Source organism: Streptomyces sp. NPDC090077, from assembly GCF_044747545.1.
Classification (GTDB): domain Bacteria; phylum Actinomycetota; class Actinomycetes; order Streptomycetales; family Streptomycetaceae; genus Streptomyces.
In genome coordinates, this window is record NZ_JBIVEG010000001.1 from 422,101 (window position 1) to 441,524 (window position 19,424).

A 19,424-nucleotide genomic window follows, 5' to 3' on the forward strand; every position below is an offset into this window, starting at 1 on the left:
TTCCGGCCAGTGGCCGTCCGGTGCGGCGGACCACACTGGAGCCATGGAGACCGTGTACGCCCTGCTCGTGGGCATCAACGAGTACCGCGCGGAGACGCGTGCCGATCTGCGCGGCTGTCTGAACGACGTGGCCGCGGCCGGCGCCGCGCTGGAAGCGGTGGCCCCGGGCCGGGTCCGCGCCCGTGTCCTCACCGACGGCGCGGCCACCGCCGCCGCCGTGCAGGAGGGGATCGTGGGCCACCTCGGGCAGGCCGGTCCCGGGGACACCGCGCTGTTCTGGTTCTCGGGGCACGGTACGGAGTACCCGGCGCAGACCCCCGAAGAGCTGTTGATCGAGCCGACCGGCCGGTGCCAGGCACTGGTCTGCGCGGACGGGCCGCTGCCGGACAAGCGGCTGGGCGTGCTGCTGGACGGGGCGGCGGCGGGCGGCGCCCGGGTGGTGGCGGTGCTGGACTCCTGCTTCTCGGGCGGGTCCAGCCGGGACGACTGGCCCTCCCGGATGCTGCTGCCGCTGCCGTCGTGGCGGCCGGAACCGTCCGCCGGGACGCGGGACACGAGCGGGCCGGCCCGGATGACCGCCCATGTGCTGCTGGCGGCGAGCCGGAGCAACCAGCCCGCGTTCGAACGGCCGCTGGAGGGCCCCGACGGGCCGGTCGTCCACGGCGTGTTCTCGTACGCCCTGACCCGCGCCCTGCGGGCCGCCGCGCCGGGGACCACGCTCCGGCAGCTGCTCGCCCAGGCGGAGGCCGGGGTGCGGCGGCTGGTGAACGGGCAGCAGCCGGTGCTGTTCCCCGTCCAGCCCGGCGGGCCCGCGGACCGGCCGCTGCTGGAGGGCGGGGCCCTGCGGTCGGCCGAGCCGAGCCCGTACCTGCTGCGGGAGGGCCCCGACGGCTGGGAGGTGGACTGCGGCCGGGTGCACGGCCTGACCGGCGGCCCGGGCACGGAGTTCAAGGCCGCGGGCGGCGGACTCGTACGGGCCGGGGCGGTGCGGGCGGACCGCACCCTGGTCGTCCCCGACGGCTGGACGCCGAACCCGGGCTCGGTGCACGCGGTGTCCGTGTCGGCGCTGGCCCTGCCCCCGGCGGCGGTGGTCCTCGACGGGGCCGAGGGGCTCCTGCCCGCCTCCCCGCTGCTGCACGAGGTGGCGGCGGGCTCGCCGGAGGAGGCCTCGGCGGGGCTGCTGCTGCGGGTGGAGGTGCGCGGGGGGCGGGCGCGGGTGCTGCGCCGCGACGGGTCCCCGTACGTGCCCCCGCTGCCGCTGGCCACGGACGCGGACGCGGCCCGGCTCGGGGACTGCCTGACCCGGCTGGTGCACTGGCACCGGATCCGCGGCCTCGACGCGGGACTGTCACCGCTGAGCAGCCACGTCAAGGTGGAGGTGCGGCCCTGGGAGGACCGGGAGGGGGAACCCCTGCGGACCGACGGGAACGGGGAGATCGTCGTGTCGTACGAGGGCTCCCGCGAACCGCGGATCGCCGTGCGGCTGCACAACACCGGCCCCCGGCCGCTGTGGTGCGTGCTGGTCAACCTGGACGACCGCTTCGGCGCGGACACCCTGCTGTTCCCGGGGGAGTTCATCGGCTCCGGGATGTACGGCCACGCCCTGGACGGGGAGGCGGTGCAGATGTCCCTGCCGGCCTCCCGGCCGGTACGCCCGGGGGCCTCGGCACGCGACTGGCTGAAGCTGGTGGTGGCCGAGAACGAGCTGAACACGGTGCCGTTCCGCCTGAGCCGCTGGGAGCCGGGCGGCGTCGGCACCCGCACGCCCCTGCGCGCACCGGCGGACGGGCTGCTGCGGCTGACCGACCCGGACCGGATCATGCGGCCGGCGGGCTCCTCCGCCTCGGGCCGGTGGGGCGCGAGCACCCTGGCGCTGCGCACGGTGGTGCCGTAGGCGGGGCCTCACTGCCCGAGGTGGGTGAACCCGGCCCAGGCGGTGAGGTCGTCCGGGTCGAGGCGCCGCAGCCGGGCGGCGAGGGCGGGCGGCAACCCGTCGGGGACGGCCCGCTCCGGGTCCAGCATCCACAGCTGGGCCCGGCGCAGCGCCCGGGCGGGCGGCTCCTGCTCGCGGCGCAGGTAGTGGTGGGTCAGGAACATCAGGACGGAGGTGGCGTCGTCGGGGACCGGCCACAGCGAGCCGATGACGGACCGGCTGCCGGCCACGAGGAAGGCGGAGGACAGGCTGTAGGCCTCGTTGAGGCCCCGCCCGGAGACCTGGCTGCGGCAGGCGGCGAGCACGACGAGCCCGAGCGGCCCGTGGGCGGCGCCGGTGAGCTCCTCCGCGGTCAGGACGCCGTCCTTGAGCGCGAGGTAGGAGCTGCGGGGCCGGTTCTCCTCGACCGTGCCGTGGCAGGCGAGGTGCAGCACGGCACCGCCGTCGGCGCGTTCGCGCAGCCAGCGGGCCACCTCGCCGGGCGTCCCGTCCCCGGAGCGCAGGCCCAGCCGGTCGCCGCCGGGGTAGAAGGCGTGCAGGACGGCGTCGGCCTCCTCCCCCGCGTACGGGAGGTCGCCGGTGGGGTCGCCGACGACCAGCGCGGTGCCGGTGTGCGGGACGGCCGGGCGGGCCGCGACCTCGCAGAGCAGGCGGGCGGAGGCCGCGTAGGAGATCTCCGCGTCCTGGAGGGCGTACCGGCGGCCCGTGCTCGTGTCGGCGAACGCCGCGTGCCAGGGGACGAGGCCGAGCGGGCCCATCGGTACGAGGACCAGCCGGGGCAGCCGGCCGGGCCGGTCGGGGACGTCGAACACGCCGAGCAGCGGGCGCAGGGCGGCCCGCCAGACCCAGGCGCAGAGCCGGTCGAGCTGCTCGCGCAGCGGCCGGGCCGGGGCGGGGCCGTGGCCCGGCACGGGCCCCATGTCGCGGGGTGCGGGGGTGCCGCCCGGGTGGTAGTCGCGCAGCGGGCCGGCGTCCGCCCGCAGGCCGGGCAGCGGCACTTCGTGGACGTCCCCGCGGGAGGTGACGACGACGGCGGTGCCGGGGCAGTGCCGGGTGGCGGCGACCAGGTAGACGAGGGCGTCCTTGCCCTGGGTGCGCAGGGCCGCGCCGATCTCCTCGGGGGCGGGCGGGTCGAGCAGCCGGACGCGGGCTTCGGTGAGGGCGAGCACGACGCGGCGTCGCAGGTCTCCCGGCGCGGCGTCGGGGTCGTCCGCGGCGCCGGCCGCCCGCCACTCGGCGGCCAGGGCGTCCCGTCCGGCGGCGGTGAGCAGTTCGGGGACGGAACGGCTGGTGGTGGCGGCGTGCAGGACCAGCCCGCGGCAGGCGTCGAGGGCCTGGAGGGCGTCCTGCGGGGCCCGGTCGGCGAGGCACCAGCCGACGACCTCCTCGGAGAGGTCGGTGGCCAGCCGGGCGGCCTCGGCCGCGTCCTGGGTGCCGGACTGGAACAGGGCGGAACAGGCGAAGCCCCGCAGGGCCTCCAGGCCGAGGCGGCGGCCGCGTTCACGGTCGCGGCGGGCGATGCGGCCGCGGACGCGGTAGGCGCGGCCGAGGGAGTGGGCGGCGACCGACCAGAGCCGGTGCTCGGGGCCGCCCATGGCGTCCACGGAACCTTCGAGGAGGCCGATGGCCCGCTCCAGGTCCCGGGCGCGCTGCGGCGAGCGCGGCTCTTCGTTCGCCATCACCAGGGTGCAGTACGTGGCGCCCACCTCGGAGGTCAGCCGGGTCCATGTGTCGCCGCCGGGCTCGGCGCAGCCGATCGCCTCCTCGGACAGGGCGAGGGTCTCGCGGACGCGCGGCACGTCGTACGCGAGCAGGGCGTCGGCGCGCCAGGCGAGGGCGATGTTGCCGATCACGTTGGCCCGGTGCAGGCGGGGCAGCCGGGCCGCCAGGCGGAGCAGCTCCGCTCCCGTGGGCCGCCCGGCCGGCGGTGGGGTCCGGGGCGCTCCGAGGCGCTGGGCGAGGTTCTCCCGTGCCATCCGGGCCGATTCCAGCATGCCGAAGGCCTCGATCCAGGAGGGGTCGGCGCGGTCCCACCGTTCGAGGGCCCGGGCGGCTTCGGCGGCCTGCCGGTCGGCCTCCGGCAGGTCGCCCCGTTTGACGGCGAGCAGGGCCCGGGGCACCGCCTGCTGGACGCGCAGCACGAGGTCCAGCTTCGGGGAAGCTCCGAGCTGCTCGCGGATCCGCTCCCAGTCGGCCCGTTCGACCACGGAGCCGCTGGTGACCCCGCGCAGCTGGGCGACCATCCCCGAGGCGATGGTGGAGCCGTAGGCCACCCAGGGGCTGTCGTTGCCGGCCGCGGCGGCCGCCGCGAAGTGCTCCACGGCTTCTTCGAGCCGGTCCGCGTCCATCCCCGTGACGCCTTGGGCGAGACGGAAGTTGCCGAGCACCGCGAGGCCGTGACCTCGCCACTCGGGGTCCTCTTCGGCGTAGGCGAGGACGGCCGCGGTCAGTTCCGCCTCGCGTTCCGGGCCCAGGCGTTCGCCGTCGGGGTCGATGAGGGGCAGCGCCGCGAGGAAGTGGGCGGCCCGTTCGGCTCGGCCTATGCCGGGCTCCGCCGACCGCCAGTTCTCGATCAGCTCCGCCATCCGGCGTTCCCAGGCTTCGCGGGCCGGGGACCCCTCGCCGTTGAAGATCGAGTCGAAGCTGAAGTCCGGGGAGAACTCGCCGCTGCTGATGCGCTCCTGGAACTGGTGGTAGATGCGCACGACCTCGTCGACGGACACGTCCTGCGGATGGTCGGGGCCGAGCCGGTGCTGCGCCTCGGAGACCAGCATGAGCAGCACGTCGCGTATCTCGGGGGCCGTTCCGTCCGCTTCCACCGCCGCCAGTCCGGCCCGCTCGATGGCCCTCAGCCGCTCCGGGCCCTGGTCCGTCTCGTACAGCAGCTGCTGGGCGTGGACGAGGCCCAGCGCGGCGGGCCCGAGGTCCCCGTCGGCCGGCGTCCACCGGTCCACGGCCCGGGTGAGCAGGCCGATGGCGCGGTCGATGGCCGGCAGGTCGAAGCGGGGCTGGGCCCGGGAGAACAGGAAGCGGCCCAGGACGTCGAGGTAGAACCAGGGCAGTTCGTCCATCTCGGCGCCGGTGGTCAGCAGCCCGGCGAGTTCCTCCTCGGCCCGGTCGGCCTCCGCTTCCTCGGACCACGTGCCGCCGATCGCGACGCGGGCGAAGGCGAGCCGCAGCCGGGCGGGCCGCTCCCATGCGGGGTGTCCGTCCGCCTCGGCCAGGGCCCGCGCGGTCTCGTCGCGGCCTTCTTCGAGGGCGGCCCGGTCGGTGGCGTGGTAGCCGCCGAGGATGAGGGACAAGCCGCGTGACTGGCGTACGAGCGGCAGGTCCCGGTCCGCCTCGCCGGTGGTCAGCGCCCGGCCGTAGTGGTCGGCGGAGCGGAGGTACGAGGCGGTGTCGCCGGTGCGCAGGCCGTGGTTCTGCCAGAGGTAGCCGAGGGCCTCCAGGAGGTCGGCGTCCTGGCCGCCGGTGTCGTCGAGGGCCTCCTGGCCCCGGCGCAGGGCCTCGTCGAGGAGGCCGGGCTCGTCGGCTCCGTCCACGACGCGGCGCTTGGTGAGGTAGGCGAGGACCCACCGGGCGTGCACCGCGCGCGGTGACGGCCGCTCCGCGTCCGGCAGTTCGGCCAGGGCCCGGACGAGCAGGGCCCGGACCTCGGCGGCCGTCTGCGGGTCGGGCCGCTCGTCGTACCGCAGGGCGAGGAGGTGTCCGTACATGATGCGCCGGACCGGCCGGGCGGGGCCCTCGTCCGGGCCGCGGAAGGCGTGGGCGAAGGCTTCGGCGGCGAGGTCGCGGTCCTCGGGGTCGTCCTGTTCCTCCCACAGCCGGTAACTCAGCTCCCCGGCCCGCCCGCACAGTTCGCGGGCCTCGGCGCTGCCGGCCGGGACGCCGGTGAGCGCGGTCATGGCCTCGTCGCGGGCGGCTCTCAGCGCGGCGGTGTCCACAGGGGCCTCCGGTGGGGGTCAGGGCGCGAGGCGGGCGTGGTAGGGCAGCAGGACCTCGTCGAGCCAGCGGCGGCCTTCGGGCGTGGTGAAGTCGACGGGGTCCTGGCCGGTGGGGGCGAGCGCGGCGGGCGGGCAGCGGTCGGCGAACAGGACGAGGGCCCGCTCGCCCGGCTCCCGTTTGGAGGACCACAGGAACCCCTGCGCCCACGGGTCGGTGTGGCGGCGGATCCAGTGTGCCCAGTCGCGGGTGTACGGGTAGTCGCGGGCCTCCGCCTGGACGAGCCAGCTGTCCTGGTGGACGGCGGCCAGGTCCTGCCCGGTGACCAGCGCGACCACGTCGAGGGACTGGGTCAGGCGCAGCGCCGACAGCCGGCGGCCGGTGACGGCCGCGCGGGGCACCAGCCGGGCCGCGCCCGAGGGGTCGAAGGGCAGCGAGTGCAGGACGCTCTCGCTGACGGCGGCCTGCGGGGTGAGTCCGGCGTACAGGTAGCCGTAGTGGTCGCAGGAGGTGGAGTCGAAGCGGCCGCCCCCGTAGAGGCAGTGGGCGGGGACGGGGTTGAAGGCGTCGCCCGCACGCCGGGCCGAGTGCACCCGGTAGAGCGGGGTGCCTGCGGTGAGGGTGACCTTGGCGGGGGTGCCGGCCGGCTCGGCGGGGGGCCGGTAGTTGGGCACGGGCTATTCCCCTTCGGCGAGGAACTCGGCGGCGTCGACGAGCCGTTGCTCGTCGGGGGTGTCGAGCAGGGTGACGGGGGCCGGGCCGAGCCAGGCGTTCGGGGAGAGCCACCAGTCGGCGGTGCCCCAGGGGTCGTCGTCGGCGCCCAGCAGTGCGTTGACCCGGGCGACGGTGGGGCGGACGCGGCCGTCGGCGGTGAACTGGAAGGCGGGCAGCCGGATCAGCCCGCCGGGTGCGCGCAGCCGGATCAGGTCCGGGGCGTAGGGGTCGGGGCCGCGTTCCAGGACGTCGGCGTCTCCGAGGGCGGGGGCGGCGAGGAGGCGGGCGCGGACCTCGCCGAGGACCGGTCCGACCATGCGGTGTCCGTCGAGCAGCAGGACGGCCAGGTCGTCGGCGGTGTGGCCGAGGTGGCCGGCGGGTGCCTCGGGGGCGGCGGTGAGCCGGCTCTCGCCGGGGAACCGGTCGGGCAGGAGTTCCTCCAGCAGGCGGGCGGCGCGCAGTGCGGCGCGCCGGGCTTCCTCGCCGGTGGCCGTGCGCGCCTCGGCGAGCAGGAGTGCGAGCCGGCGCAGGGAGCCGGGGTCGAGGCGGGGCCGCAGTGCGTCCCAGTCGGCGGCCGCGGCGGCCAGCCGGGCGTAGGGGTCGGTCATGCCGGGCTCCCGTCCGGTGCGGTGAGCAACTCTTCGATCAGGTCGGCGCGTTCGGGGCGGCGCACGACGAGGTGGACGTCCTGGTCGCAGCCGCGGGCGAGCCGGGCCTCGATCGCGGCCCAGAGGGCGGCGAGGCTGTCGGCGGGGGACAGTCCGCCGCGGCCGGCGCCCAGCAGGGGGAGGCAGACGGAGGTTCCGGCGGGGCCGTCGGCCAGCAGGTCGAAGACGCGGGTGACGGCGCGGGTGACGTCGGCCGGGAGGACGTCGTAGTCGTTGGTGCCGGGCCGGGGCACGGCGACGGCCGCGTGGTGGATGTGGCGGACGCCCTGCGCTTCGAGGGCTCCGGCGCCGGTGACGGCGACCGTGCCGGGGGCGACGGGGAGGCCCTGGGGGGCGTACCGGTCGGTCCAGGCGCGCAGTTCGTCGCGGATCCGGTCCTCGACGACGCGGCCGGCCGGGTCCCGGACGGCTCCCGCGCGGCGCAGGGAGGCGGCGACGGAGGACTTGTACGGCTCGGGGAGGGCGAAGTGGGTGTTCGAGGGGGAGACCACCACGTCGATGTCGCGCAGCAGGTCGACGGGGTGCACGTGCAGGGTCAGCGCGTGTGCGCGGCCGCCGGCCCGGACGGCCAGCCGGCGGTGGCTGGGGCTCAGCCTGCGGGCGGGGCCGGGGGGCGCGGGCGGGTCTTCGGGGGCTTGCGGGGGTAAGGAGCCGGCGGCGGCGCGGCGGACGAGCTGCTCGGCGACCTGTCCGAGCACCATCAGCTCCTGGTGCTTGCGGAAACGCTCCACGCTGACGCCGTACACCTGGGCGGCGCGCCGGCGCCGGTCGGCGGGGGGCCAGTCCCGGGTGCCGCGCGCGAGGCCGAGGCTGTATTCGGCGGCTTCCTGGAGGGTGCCCCCGCCCATGGCGGCGACGGCGGCGCGCAACAGCCGCTCGACGGCGGGGAAGTGCGGCTCTCCGGGGCCCCCCGCCCCCGGACCGGCCGACATGCCGGTGAGCAACGGGAGCCGTAGCTCACGCAGTCGGACGATCCCGGCCCGCCGCACTTCCCTCACCTCCGCGAGGACCTCCCCGTAGTCCGGCAGTTGTGTGGGCGACGACATGGCGGAAGGATCGCACCGCCCGAGCGCCCCGGACAAGCCGGATCACGTCCTCGCACCCCATGGTGCGGGAGCCGTCCGGTCGCTTCCGGGTCGCCGGCCGGTCGCGGCGGGGCGGATCCGGGCCTGATCCGGGCCCGGAGCACACCGGTCGCCGGCCTCAGGGGGCGAGCACGTCCAGTTCTTCCAGGGCGCCGAGGGCGATCCGCCGGGTCAGGGCCTCGGCGGCGGCGGCGTCGCCCTCGCGGACCGCTTCGGCGACCCGTACGTGCAGGGTGACGGCGGCCGGGTCGGGGTCGTGGAACATCACGGCGTGCTCGGTGCGGCCGGTGAGGACCTCGGCGACGACGTCGCCGAGCCGGGCGAACATCTCGTTGCCGGAGGCGTCGAGGACGGTCCGGTGGAAGGCGATGTCGTGGTGGAGGTAGCCCTCCAGCTGGTGGCCGCGGGAGGTGCTGACCATGCCGAGGGCCGCCTCGGTGAGCCGGGCGCACTGTTCGGGGGTGGCGCGGGTGGCCGCGAGTCCGGCGGCGACGGGTTCGACGGCCGAGCGCAGCACGGTCAGGGAGCGCAGCTGGCGGGGGCGGTCGGTGCCGGCGAGCCGCCAGCGGATGACGCGCGGGTCGTAGACGTTCCACTCCTCGGCGGGACGGACGGTGACCCCGACCCGGCGGCGGGACTCGACGAGCTGCATCGACTCCAGGACGCGGACCACCTCCCGGACAACGGTGCGGGAGGCGTCGAAGCGGCCGGCGATCTCGTCGGTGCGCAGGACGCTGCCGGGCGGGTACTCCCCCGCCGTGATCGCGAGGCCGAGGGTGTCCAGCACCTGGGAGTGGAGTCCTGGGCCCGGACTGCCTTCGGTGGTCATGGCGTAAGCGTACGGTGACGCCCCGAGCGGCAAAAGATGTGACGTTTTTCCGCTCGACCCTTGAATAAGTACTACTTAATGGGTTTCAGTGGTGCTCCCAGCAACGAGGACAGCGAGGTACGACGTGAGCTCCCAGCGCGTCATTGTGGTGATGGGCGTCGCCGGCACCGGCAAGACGACCGTCGGGCGGCTGCTCGCGGAGGCGCTCGGCCTCCCGTACGCGGAAGGTGACGCCTTCCATCCGGCGGCCAACGTGGCCAAGATGTCGGCCGGCACCCCGCTCGACGACGCCGACCGCAGGCCCTGGCTGGACGCCATCGGCGAGTGGATCCGCAACCGGGCGGAGCCGGGCGGCGGCGTGGTCGCCGCCTCCTGCCTCAAGCACTCCTACCGCGACCGGCTGCGCGCGGCCGCTCCGGACGCCGTGTTCGTCCACCTCACCGGGGACCGGCCGCTGATCGAGCGGCGGATGGCGGACCGCAAGGGGCACTTCATGCCCGCCTCCCTGCTGGACTCCCAGTTCGCCGTGCTCGAACCGCTCCGGGCGGACGAACGCGGGATCGCCGTCGATGTCGCCGGCACGCCCGAGGAGATCACCGAACGGGCGCTGGCCGCCCTCCGAACGTTCGACAGATAAGGAAACCCACCGTGACCGGTCTCAGCGTCGAGACTCTGGCGGCGGCCGCGCCCGCACCCATCACCTCGGCCGGCGACGTCCAGCTGGGCGTCGCCGTCCTCGCGGGCATCGCCGTCATCGTCCTGCTCATCACCCGCCTCAAGATGCACGCCTTCCTGGCCCTGACGGTCGGTTCGCTCGCCCTCGGGTCCTTCGCGGGCGCCCCGCTGGGCAAGACGGTCGCCAGCTTCACCGCGGGCCTGGGGGCCACGGTCGCGGGGGTCGGCGTCCTCATCGCGCTCGGCGCGGTCCTCGGCAGGCTGCTGGCCGACTCGGGCGGGGCGGACGAGATCGTGGACACGATCCTGGCCCGGGCACGGGGCCGGGCGATGCCGTGGGCGATGGTGCTGATCGCCTCGGTGATCGGGCTGCCGCTCTTCTTCGAGGTCGGCATCGTGCTGCTGATCCCGGTGGTGCTGATGGTCGCCCGGCGCGGCGGCTACTCCCTGATGCGGATCGGCGTGCCCGCGCTCGCCGGCCTGTCGGTGATGCACGGTCTGATACCGCCGCACCCCGGCCCGCTGGTCGCCGTCGACGCGCTGCACGCGAACCTGGGCGTCACCCTCGCCCTCGGGGTCCTCGTCGCGATACCCACGGTGGTCATCGCCGGCCCGCTGTTCTCCCGGTACGCGGCGCGCTGGGTGGACATCCCCGCGCCGGAGCACCTGGTCCCCGAGCGCCCGTCGGCGGATCCCGCGCACCGCCCGCGGTTCGGGGCGACGGTCTTCACGGTGCTGCTGCCGGTGGTGCTGATGCTGGTCAAGGCCCTGGTGGACATCGTTGTCGACGACCCGGCCGACACCGTGCAGAAGGTCGCGGACGTCGTCGGCTCCCCGCTGATCGCCCTGCTCTCGGCGGTCCTGGTCGGGATGTTCACCCTCGGCCGGGCCGCCGGGTTCACCCGGGAGCGGCTGTCGTCCACGGTGGAGAAGTCCCTCGCGCCGATCGCCGGCATCCTGCTGATCGTGGGCGCGGGCGGCGGCTTCAAGCAGACGCTGATCGACGCCGGGGTGGGCCGGATGATCCTGGACGTGTCCGAGGACTGGTCCGTACCGGCCCTGCTGCTGGCCTGGCTGATCGCGGTCGCGATCCGCCTGGCGACGGGCTCGGCGACGGTCGCGACCATCTCGGCGGCCGGCCTGGTGGCGCCGCTGGCGGCGGGCATGTCCACGACGGAGACCGCCCTGCTGGTCCTCGCGATCGGGGCGGGCTCGCTGTTCTTCAGCCACGTCAACGACGCCGGGTTCTGGCTGGTCAAGGAGTACTTCGGGATGAGCGTCGGGCAGACCCTCAAGACCTGGTCCGTGATGGAGACCGTCATCTCGGTCACGGGTCTGGGCTTCGTCCTGCTGCTGTCGCTCGTCCTGTGACCCGCACCCCCGCCCGATCCGCACCCCCGTCCGCCGGCTTCACCGGCGGCGGGGGTGCGCTCCGTCCAGCTGCGCCGCCGCGAGGGCCAGGCCCGCGGCGGCGCGGGCGCAGCGGTCGGCGAGGGCGGTGACCTCGGCGCGGTACGCGTCGGCCTCCCGGCCGTGCCACTCCAGGGCGGCCGCCCCGGCCCGCAGCCGCCGGGCGTGGGAGCGCAGGGCGGCGGAGTGGGTGCGCAGGCCGTCCGCCGGGGCGGCCCGGCTCGGCAGGGGGCAGTCGTTCACGGGCTCCTCCGGGGGTTCGCGGACACGGGCGCGGCCGGGGCCGGGCCGGGGCTGCGGGCGCAGAAGGCCCGCAGGGCGGCGCCGAGGCCCAGCAGGGGTTCGGCGGTGACGGCCCGGCCGGTGGCCACCTGCCAGCCCGCGTGGTCGTTGAAGGGGTTCTCGTCGGTCAGGGCGTGCCAGGCCAGCACGTCCGCGAAGGCCGGTGCCAGCAAGGCGAACGCCCGAGCGGGGCCCCGCTCGCGCAGCAGGGTGCGGAAGGCTCGGGCCGCGTCGGCCTGCCGGTCCTCGGCGACCGCGCCCAGCACGGCGGCGGAGTCCGGGTCGGCCCACAGTTCGGGGCGGCCCACGGCCGCGGCGCGGATCCGGCCCCTCAGTCCGCAGACGGCGGTGCTGACGGCGAGGCTCTCGCGGCCCCCGAGGATCCCGGCGAGCCACCCGGCCCGGGCCAGCCCCCGTCCGCGCGGGGCCCAGCCGAACCCGGCCGGGTCGGTGAGGGTGCGCAGCAGGGTCCGCCAGGCCCGGCGGCGGCTCCCGCCGCGCCCCACGAGCGCCCCGGCGGTCAGGCGGGGCCCGAGGGCGAGTCCGGAGGCGTACCGTGCGGCCTCGCCGACGGCGTCGGCGGCCTCGGCCAGGTCCCGGCACAGGGCGTCGAGCGTGTCCGTGTCCGGGTCGGTGGCCAGGGTGGTCGCGGCGTCGGACATGGGTTCCTCGCGGGGGCTGCGTACGGTGACTTCGGGATCACCGTACGTCCGCCGCGCGGGCGGCGCGCGCGGGAGCGGGGCCGAACGCGGCCTCGCGGAACGCGGTGCGCGAGGGGCCGGTGCCGGTGCTCCCGGGGGCCGGGACGAGCAGGGCCCAGCGGCCCTGGCGGGGCGAGATCCACACGGCCGGGCCGGAGCCGGACGGGGGGTGGTGGGTCCACACCCCGGCGGGTGCGGGGTGCCAGAGGAGGCCGCGCGAGGGGGTGAGTTCGCCGGTGCGGATCCGCAGGGACTCGGCGGTCCAGGCGCGGGGCACGGGCCGGTCGGCGGTGTCCTCGGCACCGGTGGCGGCGTCCCCGTCGGCGAGCAGGTGGCGCAGGAAGCGGGCGAGGTCGGCGGCGCTGGTGCGCAGGGCGGCTCCGGCGTAGTGGGTGCGGGCCATGCCGAGGGGCCCCCAGACCCGGGTGCGGGCGCAGTCGGCCAGCGGGGTTCCGCAGAGGTGTTCGGCGAGCCGGGTGAGGGCGTCGAGGGGGGCGGGGCCGTCGCCGCGGGTGAGCAGGTGGTGGGCGGTGGTGGTGCGTGCGGGCAGGCCGGCCGGGGCGGTCGCCCCGTAGGCGGTGAGGGGGGTGTGCAGGGTCAGCTCGCCCCGGGCGACGAGGCCGCCGAGGACGGGCCAGAGGGCGAGCAGCGGGGTCAGGGCTCCGGCGTCGAGCGGGGCCTCCCAGTCGTCGGCGGGGGTGCCGGGCCGGGCGGCGTCGACGGCGTCCGCCGATCCCACCGCCCAGAGCGCGGCCGGTCCGGCGGCGCTCACGAGTGCCTCGATCTGCGGCGTCATGGTCCGCCACGCTACGTCGCTCCGCCGGACGGGCCGGGCACGCCGGACGGGATGTCCCGGCGCGGCCGCCGCCCGCCACCCGAATGCCGGGGGCGGGCGGCGGTCGGACGCGGCTAGCCCTTGTCGGGGCGGTCGGTCACCCGGAGGGTGTTGACCAGCGGCTTGCCGGAGCCGTTGTGCGTGACGAAGCGGAGGTTGAGCACCCCGTCCGTGACCTTGACCGTGTAGGTCCTGGTCAGGGCGGTGTAGGTGCCCGCCTCCAGGGAGATGTCCAGGGAGGGCAGGATCTGGGTGCCCTCGGCCAGGACGTCGAAGACCCGCTTGTCGGGCCGGGTGTTGGAGAGCTCGGCGAAGCCCAGCTCCACGGTGTAGGTGCCGTTCGGGACGTTGTCGAAGCGGTACTCGTACATGTTCTCGCGGGCGCTGCGGAAGAGCTGCTGGTCGTCCGTCCCGGCGATGGTGCGGCCGGTGGAGTGGACGGAGGAGCTGCCCTGGTAGCCGTACGAGCCGGCGGTGTACTTGCGGTCCGGGGACCAGGAGTCGCCCGCCGCGTCGACGGCGGCGCGCTCGGAGCCGGCGTCCACGGCGGTCTGGTAGCGCGGTACGACGACCTTGACGGGGACGGTGAGCACGGGTGCGCGGCCGCTGGCCGAGGTGATCCGCAGTCCGGTGCTCAGCACCGTGCCCGGGGCCAGCCCGGCGGTGTCGGCCGTGAGGGAGAGCGCGGCCTTGCCGCCGGTCGGGAGGCTGCCCTCCGCCGGGGCCACCGTCAGCCAGGGCGCGTCCTCGGCGACCGTGTAGGCGGTGGTGAGGCCGGGGTTGGCGAGCTCCAGGGTGCGGGTGCGCCGCTGGCCGGCAGGCAGGACCAGCTCGACGGCCGGTGCGGCGGCGGTGACCCGGCCGGTGCGCAGGGACTGGCTGACCGTGGTGACGTCGGCGGGCTTGACGTCGGCGGTGGCGGTGGCGGTCTCGTAGGAGGGCGCGGCGAGGGTGACCGTGCGGGCGCCCGAGGGGCTCTGGACCACGTAGCCGCCGTCGGCGGCGGTGGTGGCGGAGACGGCCGAGTCGCCGCTGCCGACGGTCACCGTGGCGCCGGCGACGCCGCCGCCGTCGTTGGCGTCGAGCACCCGGCCGGTGACCACGCCGCTGCGGGTGGTGCGGAAGCCGATGGAGAGCCCGTCGGTGATGGCCGGGGTGTTGAAGGAGTACTTGAAGGCGTCGGTGCCGGTCGCGTTCTCCACGCCGACGGTGGCGGTGGAGCCGCCCTTGATGCCGGTGCCGCCCGTCCCCTTGTAGGAGTAGGTGACGGTGCCGTCCTCGCCGATGGCCGCCGAGAAGGAGAAGGTGTCGGACTGCGCCGACCAGTGGGCGACCTGGCGCCACTCGATCACGTAGCTGCGGTGCGGGGCGGTTCCGGTGACGGCGGTGAAGACGCCCGATCCGCTGTCGGCGGCGCCGACGACGAGGTCGTCCCAGAAGGGGTAGAGGGCCGCGTTGGGGGTGGCGGCGCTCGGGATGTCGCCGTTGACGTCGCCGGTGTGGTTGCCGCCGAGGCTGACGGTGCCGTTGGTGCCGATCCAGGCCTGGGCGTACGTCTTCCCGTACAGCGGGAGCGGGAAGGGCAGGTCGACGCGCTCGGTGGTGTTGTCGCCGGTCAGGGCGAGCCGCCGCTCCCCCGCGCTGTACGGGCGGCCGCCGCCCGCGGCGCAGGCGTAGCCGTAGCCGTCGGTGCGCTCGGGGAGGGTGACGGTGACGGCGGTGTCGCCGCTGACGGCGGCCTTGGCCGTGCCGGCGGTGAGGCAGCGGCCGGGGTGGGTGGCGGTCACGTCGTACGTGCCGTGCGGCAGGGTGACCTCGAAGCGGCCCTGGGCGTCGGTGGTGGCGGTGACCGGGGTGTCGGCGATGGTGACGGCCGCTCCGGCGGCGGGCCCGGCGGGCGAGGTGACGGTGCCGCTGAGCCTGGCGCTCGCCGCCCGGGTCAGGGTGAGGTCGGCGGTTGCGGTGGCCTGTTCGGTGACGGTCGCCGTGGCGGCGTGCTGTCCGTAGCCGAACTTGGCGGCGGTGAGTTCGTACGCGCCGACCGAGAGCACTCCGAAGCGGTAGGTGCCGTCGGCGGCGGTGGTGGCGGTCCGGTCGATCGGGCCGTGCGCGGTGATCCGGGCGCCGGCGACGGGCTGGCCGGAGTCGTCGCGGACGGTGCCGGCGAGGGCGCCGACCGCGCCGCGCGGGGCGGACTCCACCGCGGCCAGGGCGTCGAGCCGGCCTTCGCCGAAGACGTTGTTGTCGGCGGCGGTGCCGCCGCACTGGCTGCTGTCCGTGTCCTGGGCGGTGCCGTCCAGCAGGGCTTCGGTCTGCGCGACGTCACCGGCGAGGGAGGGCGCGGCCGACCACAGCAGGGCCACGGTGGCGGCGGTGTGCGGTGAGGCCATGGAGGTGCCGGAGAAGGAGGCGTACGCGCCGCCGGGGACGGAGGAGCGGACGTTCACTCCGGGGGCGGCGATGTTCGGCTTGACGATGCCGCCGGGGCCGGCGCCGCGGGAGGAGAAGGAGGCGATGGCGCCGTCGCTGCCGAAGGCGCCGGAGCTGTAGGAGCGCGCGTAGTCGCCGGGCGAGCCGCTGGTGCCGCAGCCGGGTCCGGCGTTGCCGTTGGAGAAGGCGGGGAAGATGCCGGCGGCCCGCCAGGCGTCCACGACCTGCTGGTACCAGTCGTCGTGCGCGGCGCTGCCCCAGGAGTTGTTGACGATGTGCGGGGCGAGGTCGGGGCGGGGGTTCTGGCCGTGCAGGTCGGTGGGGGCGACGATCCACTGTCCGGAGGCGAGCAGGGAGGCCTCGGAGCAGGAGTTGGTCTCGCAGCCCTTCGCGGCGATCCACTTGGCGCCCGGGGCGACGCCGATCTTGTTGGCGCCTCCGTCGTCGCCGACCATGGTGCCCATGGTGTGGGTGCCGTGGTCGTTGTTGTCGCAGGGTGCGGCGCCGGCGCAGATCCCGGCCGGGTCGAACCAGTTGTAGTCGTGGGAGTAGCTGCCGTCGGCGTTCCTGCCGCGGTACTGGTTGGCGACGGCGGGGTGGGTGTGGTCGACGCCGCTGTCGATGTTGGCGACGACGATGCCCTCGCCGCGCACGCCGAGCCGGTCCCAGACCTGGGGTGCCTTGATCCGGTCGATGTTCCATTCGACGGCGTCGGCGGCGGTCTTCTCCCGGGTGCCCTCGGCGGGCTTGGGGAGGCTGACCTTGTCGTCGGCGTCGATCCGTGCGACCTCGGGGCGTTCGGCGAGGGAACCGGCGAGTTTGCGGCTGCCGACGACGCGGACGGCGTTGACGATCCAGTACGAGGTGTACTCCGCCCCGGCCCCGTCGAGGGCCTTGCGGACCTCGGCCTGGGTGCGCGCGGCGTGCTCCTTCTTGGTGCGCAGAACCGTTTCGGCCTTGGCGGCGCGGGTCTGCTGCCGCCCCGCGGCGGTCAGGTCGGCGGCGCTGTCGAGGTAGACCCAGAAGACGGCCTTCTCGGAGCCGTCGAACTGGGCGCGGAGGGCGGGTTCGAGCTTGCGCTCGGCCGCGGTGGGCGCGGGGCCGGGCTCGGGGGCGGCGGAGGCCGCGCCCGCGCCGACCGGGAGGAGCAGGGCCGCGCTCAGAGCGGCGAGCGCCGCGCGTAAGGAACGTCGTCGGTTGCGTTGTGGCACGTGTCGTCTCCTCTTGCGCCGCGTGGGGCGCGTGCAGATCGTGCGGATCGTGCGGGAAGTGCGTGCGGGAAGTGCGTGCGCAACGTGCGCGGGTCGTGCGCGGGCCATGGTCCGGGAGGTGCCATATGCATGACAAGAGGGCCTCGTGAGCCACGGAACGGACGGGTCCGTACGGGGCGCCGTGCGGGTCGCCGCACCGGTCACCGCGCGCCCGCCAGGCCCGCCGGGCCCGCCCGGTGGCCTTTCCGGTGCGGGCGGGTCAGCCTGGTGGGATGAGCTCGCTGCCCGGCGGACCGGTACCCGAGCCCGGCCTGACACCGGCGTCCGGGCCCGTCCCCGCGCCCGCCGCGGAACCGGCGGTCGCCCTCGGCTCCGCGCAGGGGCGGTGGATCGTGGCCGCCACCGTGCTCGGGTCGGCGATGGCCCTGCTGGACTCGACCGTGGTCAACGTGGCCCTGCCCCGCATCGGGCAGGACCTCGGCGCGGACATGGCGGTGCTCCAGTGGACGGTGAACGCCTACCTGCTGACCCTGGCCGCGCTGATCCTGGTGGGCGGGGCGCTCGGCGACCGGTTCGGCCGGCGCCGGATCTTCGTGCTCGGCGTGGTCTGGTTCGCGGCGGGCTCGCTGCTGTGCGGGCTCGCACCGAACGCCGGGGTCCTGATCGCCGCCCGCGCCCTCCAGGGCGTCGGCGGAGCGCTGCTGACGCCCGGTTCCCTCGCGCTGATCCAGGGCTCGATCCGGGCGGACGACCGGGCCCGCGCGGTGGGCCTGTGGTCGGGGTTCGGCGGCGTCGGCGCGGCCGTGGGGCCCTTCCTCGGCGGCTGGCTGGTGGACGGGCCGGGCTGGCGGTGGGTGTTCCTGCTGAACGTGCCGCTGGCCGCGCTGTGCGTGCCGGTGACCCTGAAGCACGTACCGGAGTCCCGGGACCCGGGGGCGGTGGGCCGGTTCGACGTACTGGGCGCGGTGCTCGGCGCGGCGGCGCTGGGCCTGCTGACGTACGCGCTGATCGAGGCCCGGTCCGCGGCGGCGCCGGTCATCGGCGCGGCGGTGGGCGGGGTGCTGCTGGCCGCCGCGTTCGTCTACGTGGAGCGCCACCGGCGGGATCCGATGGTGCCGCCGGACATGTTCGCCTCCCGGCAGTTCACCGCCGTCAACCTCGTCACCCTCTTCGTCTACGCGGCCTTCGGCGGCTTCTTCTTCCTCGTCGTGCTCCAGCTCCAGGTGGTGTCCGGGTACTCCGCCCTCGGCGCCGGGGCCGCCCTGCTGCCCACCACCGTCCTGATGCTGCTGCTGTCCTCGCGGGCGGGGGCGCTCGGGGAGCGGATCGGGCCGCGCGTCCCGCTCACCGTCGGACCGCTGCTGTGCGCGGCCGGGACGCTGCTCACGCTGCGCGTGGGCCCGGACGCCTCGTACGCCCGGGACGTGCTGCCGGCCATGGTGGTGATGGGCGCGGGCATGACCGTCCTGGTGGCCCCGCTGACCGCGACCGTCCTGGCCTCGGTGCCGGCCGGCCGGGCGGGACTGGCCAGCGGGATCAACAACGCCGCCGCGCGGGCCGCCGGGCTGCTCGCGGTGGCCGCGCTGCCGCTGCTGGCCGGGATGGGCCCGGACGCGTACCTGTCAGCCGGGGCCTTCGACGCCGCCTTCCGACGGGCCGTGCCCTGGTGCGCGGGCGCCCTGGTGGCGGGCGCGGTCACGGCCTGGGCGACCGTACGCTCCCCCGCGCCCGGGGTCTGCCACCCGCAGTGCCGCACGCACTGCGCGATCGGCGCCCCGCCGCTGGAACACCCCTCGGCGCCGGACGCGCCGGAGGGCCCGCGCTGACGGCGGGAGGATCCGGGTGTGCTGGAGCGCGGCGGCGGACCTGACGGCGGGCACGGCCGTGGCCGCCGTCGGGGTGGTGTGCCTGGCCCGCACCCGGCGGGCCCGCGACCTGCCCGTCGCCGCGCTCCCGCTGCTGCTCGGCGCGCACCAGCTGGTCGAGGCGGCCGTCTGGCGCACGGGCGGCGGCTGCGGCCCGGCCACCACGGCCTGGGCGGTGATCGCGCTGCCGGTGCTGCCGCTGTGGGTGCCGTTCGGGGTGCTGCTCGCCGCGGCGCCCGGGTCCCGGCGCCGGCTGCTCGGGCCGGCGGCCGTGGGAGCGGCCACGGCGGCGGTGCTCGCGTACTGCCTGGCCGCGGGGCCGGTGAGCGCGGAGGTCCGCGGCCGGGTGATCGGCTACGGGATCGACGTCCCCTGGGCCCCGCTGGTCCTGGCGGGCTACCTGTACGCCACCCTGGGCGCCCTGCTGCTCGCCGGGGACCGGACGCTGCGGCTGCTCGGGGCCGTGCTGGCCGCCGGGGCGGTGGTCTGCGCGGCCCTGTGGCGGGTGGCGTTCGCCTCCACCTGGTGCGCCTTCGCGGCGGCGGCCTCGGTGCTGGTGCTCGGCTGGGTGCGGCGCCCGGAAGGGGCACCGGCCGACGGCCGGGACTACTGGTTCTGGCCGCCCAGGACGAAGAGCAGGTAGACGAAGAAGGCGAAGAGGTGGCCGACGAACAGGTACGCGATCAGCCTGATGATCAGGCCGCGCGGGAACTTGTTCTCGAACCGCTCGCGGATGGTCAGCGGCGCGGGCTCCTGCTGCTGCTCCTGCTGCTCCGGAACGGCCTGCTCTGCGGTGGTGGACACCTGGTCTCCTCGGGACTCGGACTCGGACGCGGACGCGGAA

The 19,424-nt window shown here is 76.1% G+C and carries 15 protein-coding genes; 5 read left to right on the plus strand and 10 right to left on the minus strand.

The window, feature by feature from the left end; genetic code table 11:
• Window positions 1–43: 43 nt before the first annotated feature.
• Window positions 44–1,894: a caspase family protein gene (locus ACIPW5_RS01840; RefSeq protein WP_401238924.1), complete on the plus strand. Its 1,851-nt coding sequence runs from the start codon at window positions 44–46 to the stop codon at window positions 1,892–1,894.
• Window positions 1,895–1,902: 8 nt separating this feature from the next.
• Here ACIPW5_RS01840 and ACIPW5_RS01845 read toward each other — a convergent pair whose 3' ends face one another.
• The 5 genes from ACIPW5_RS01845 to ACIPW5_RS01865 all read right to left on the minus strand — a co-directional run bounded on the left by ACIPW5_RS01845 (window position 1,903) and on the right by ACIPW5_RS01865 (window position 9,171).
• Window positions 1,903–5,877 carry a CHAT domain-containing protein gene (locus tag ACIPW5_RS01845; protein ID WP_401238926.1) on the minus strand — a complete coding sequence of 1,325 codons (3,975 nt, stop codon included), beginning with the start codon at window positions 5,875–5,877 and terminating at the stop codon, window positions 1,903–1,905.
• A gap of 18 nt (window positions 5,878–5,895) precedes the next feature.
• Window positions 5,896–6,549: an RES family NAD+ phosphorylase gene (locus tag ACIPW5_RS01850; protein ID WP_401238928.1), complete on the minus strand. Its 654-nt coding sequence runs from the start codon at window positions 6,547–6,549 to the stop codon at window positions 5,896–5,898.
• A gap of 3 nt (window positions 6,550–6,552) precedes the next feature.
• Entirely contained in the window at window positions 6,553–7,197 is a 645-nt protein-coding gene (locus tag ACIPW5_RS01855; RefSeq protein ID WP_401238931.1) for a hypothetical protein, read from the minus strand.
• Entirely contained in the window at window positions 7,194–8,303 is a 1,110-nt protein-coding gene (locus ACIPW5_RS01860) for a macro domain-containing protein (protein ID WP_401238933.1), read from the minus strand. Before ACIPW5_RS01860 ends, ACIPW5_RS01855 begins: the two co-directional genes overlap by 4 nt.
• Before the next feature lie 157 nt (window positions 8,304–8,460).
• The gene (locus ACIPW5_RS01865) at window positions 8,461–9,171 is read right to left on the minus strand and encodes a FadR/GntR family transcriptional regulator (RefSeq protein WP_401238935.1); all 711 of its coding nucleotides are present in this window, start codon (window positions 9,169–9,171) and stop codon (window positions 8,461–8,463) included.
• A 151-nt stretch (window positions 9,172–9,322) separates the two neighbouring features.
• Here ACIPW5_RS01865 and ACIPW5_RS01870 point away from each other — a divergent pair, with 151 nt between their 5' ends.
• Window positions 9,323–9,808, plus strand: a complete 486-nt coding sequence (locus ACIPW5_RS01870; protein WP_401240062.1) for a gluconokinase — start codon at window positions 9,323–9,325, stop codon at window positions 9,806–9,808.
• An 11-nt stretch (window positions 9,809–9,819) separates the two neighbouring features.
• Window positions 9,820–11,217 carry a gluconate:H+ symporter gene (locus ACIPW5_RS01875; RefSeq protein ID WP_401238937.1) on the plus strand — a complete coding sequence of 466 codons (1,398 nt, stop codon included), beginning with the start codon at window positions 9,820–9,822 and terminating at the stop codon, window positions 11,215–11,217.
• A gap of 39 nt (window positions 11,218–11,256) precedes the next feature.
• On the opposite strand, the gene ACIPW5_RS01880 is transcribed toward ACIPW5_RS01875, so the two are convergent.
• From ACIPW5_RS01880 to ACIPW5_RS01895, 4 genes are all read right to left on the minus strand, one after another.
• Window positions 11,257–11,499: a hypothetical protein gene (locus ACIPW5_RS01880; RefSeq protein WP_401238940.1), complete on the minus strand. Its 243-nt coding sequence runs from the start codon at window positions 11,497–11,499 to the stop codon at window positions 11,257–11,259.
• The gene (locus tag ACIPW5_RS01885; RefSeq protein ID WP_401238942.1) at window positions 11,496–12,200 is read right to left on the minus strand and encodes a hypothetical protein; all 705 of its coding nucleotides are present in this window, start codon (window positions 12,198–12,200) and stop codon (window positions 11,496–11,498) included. The genes ACIPW5_RS01880 and ACIPW5_RS01885 overlap by 4 nt, the downstream gene beginning before the upstream one ends.
• A 37-nt stretch (window positions 12,201–12,237) precedes the next feature.
• The gene (locus ACIPW5_RS01890; RefSeq protein ID WP_401238945.1) at window positions 12,238–13,035 is read right to left on the minus strand and encodes a hypothetical protein; all 798 of its coding nucleotides are present in this window, start codon (window positions 13,033–13,035) and stop codon (window positions 12,238–12,240) included.
• Window positions 13,036–13,148: 113 nt separating this feature from the next.
• Entirely contained in the window at window positions 13,149–16,715 is a 3,567-nt protein-coding gene (locus ACIPW5_RS01895) for a S8 family serine peptidase (RefSeq protein ID WP_401238947.1), read from the minus strand.
• 272 nt (window positions 16,716–16,987) lie between these two features.
• Here ACIPW5_RS01895 and ACIPW5_RS01900 point away from each other — a divergent pair, with 272 nt between their 5' ends.
• Together ACIPW5_RS01900 and ACIPW5_RS01905 are read left to right on the plus strand one after the other, a co-directional pair.
• Complete coding sequence (locus tag ACIPW5_RS01900; protein ID WP_401238950.1) at window positions 16,988–18,541, plus strand: DHA2 family efflux MFS transporter permease subunit; 1,554 nt, start codon at window positions 16,988–16,990, stop codon at window positions 18,539–18,541.
• A 16-nt stretch (window positions 18,542–18,557) separates the two neighbouring features.
• Window positions 18,558–19,223, plus strand: a complete 666-nt coding sequence (locus ACIPW5_RS01905; RefSeq protein WP_401238953.1) for a DUF6629 family protein — start codon at window positions 18,558–18,560, stop codon at window positions 19,221–19,223.
• Here ACIPW5_RS01905 and ACIPW5_RS01910 read toward each other — a convergent pair.
• Window positions 19,187–19,384 (minus strand): DUF6126 family protein, encoded by a 198-nt coding sequence (locus ACIPW5_RS01910; protein WP_401238956.1) that lies wholly within the window; start codon window positions 19,382–19,384, stop codon window positions 19,187–19,189. The two genes, ACIPW5_RS01905 and ACIPW5_RS01910, sit on opposite strands and share 37 nt — an antisense overlap.
• Window positions 19,385–19,424 lie beyond the last annotated feature (40 nt).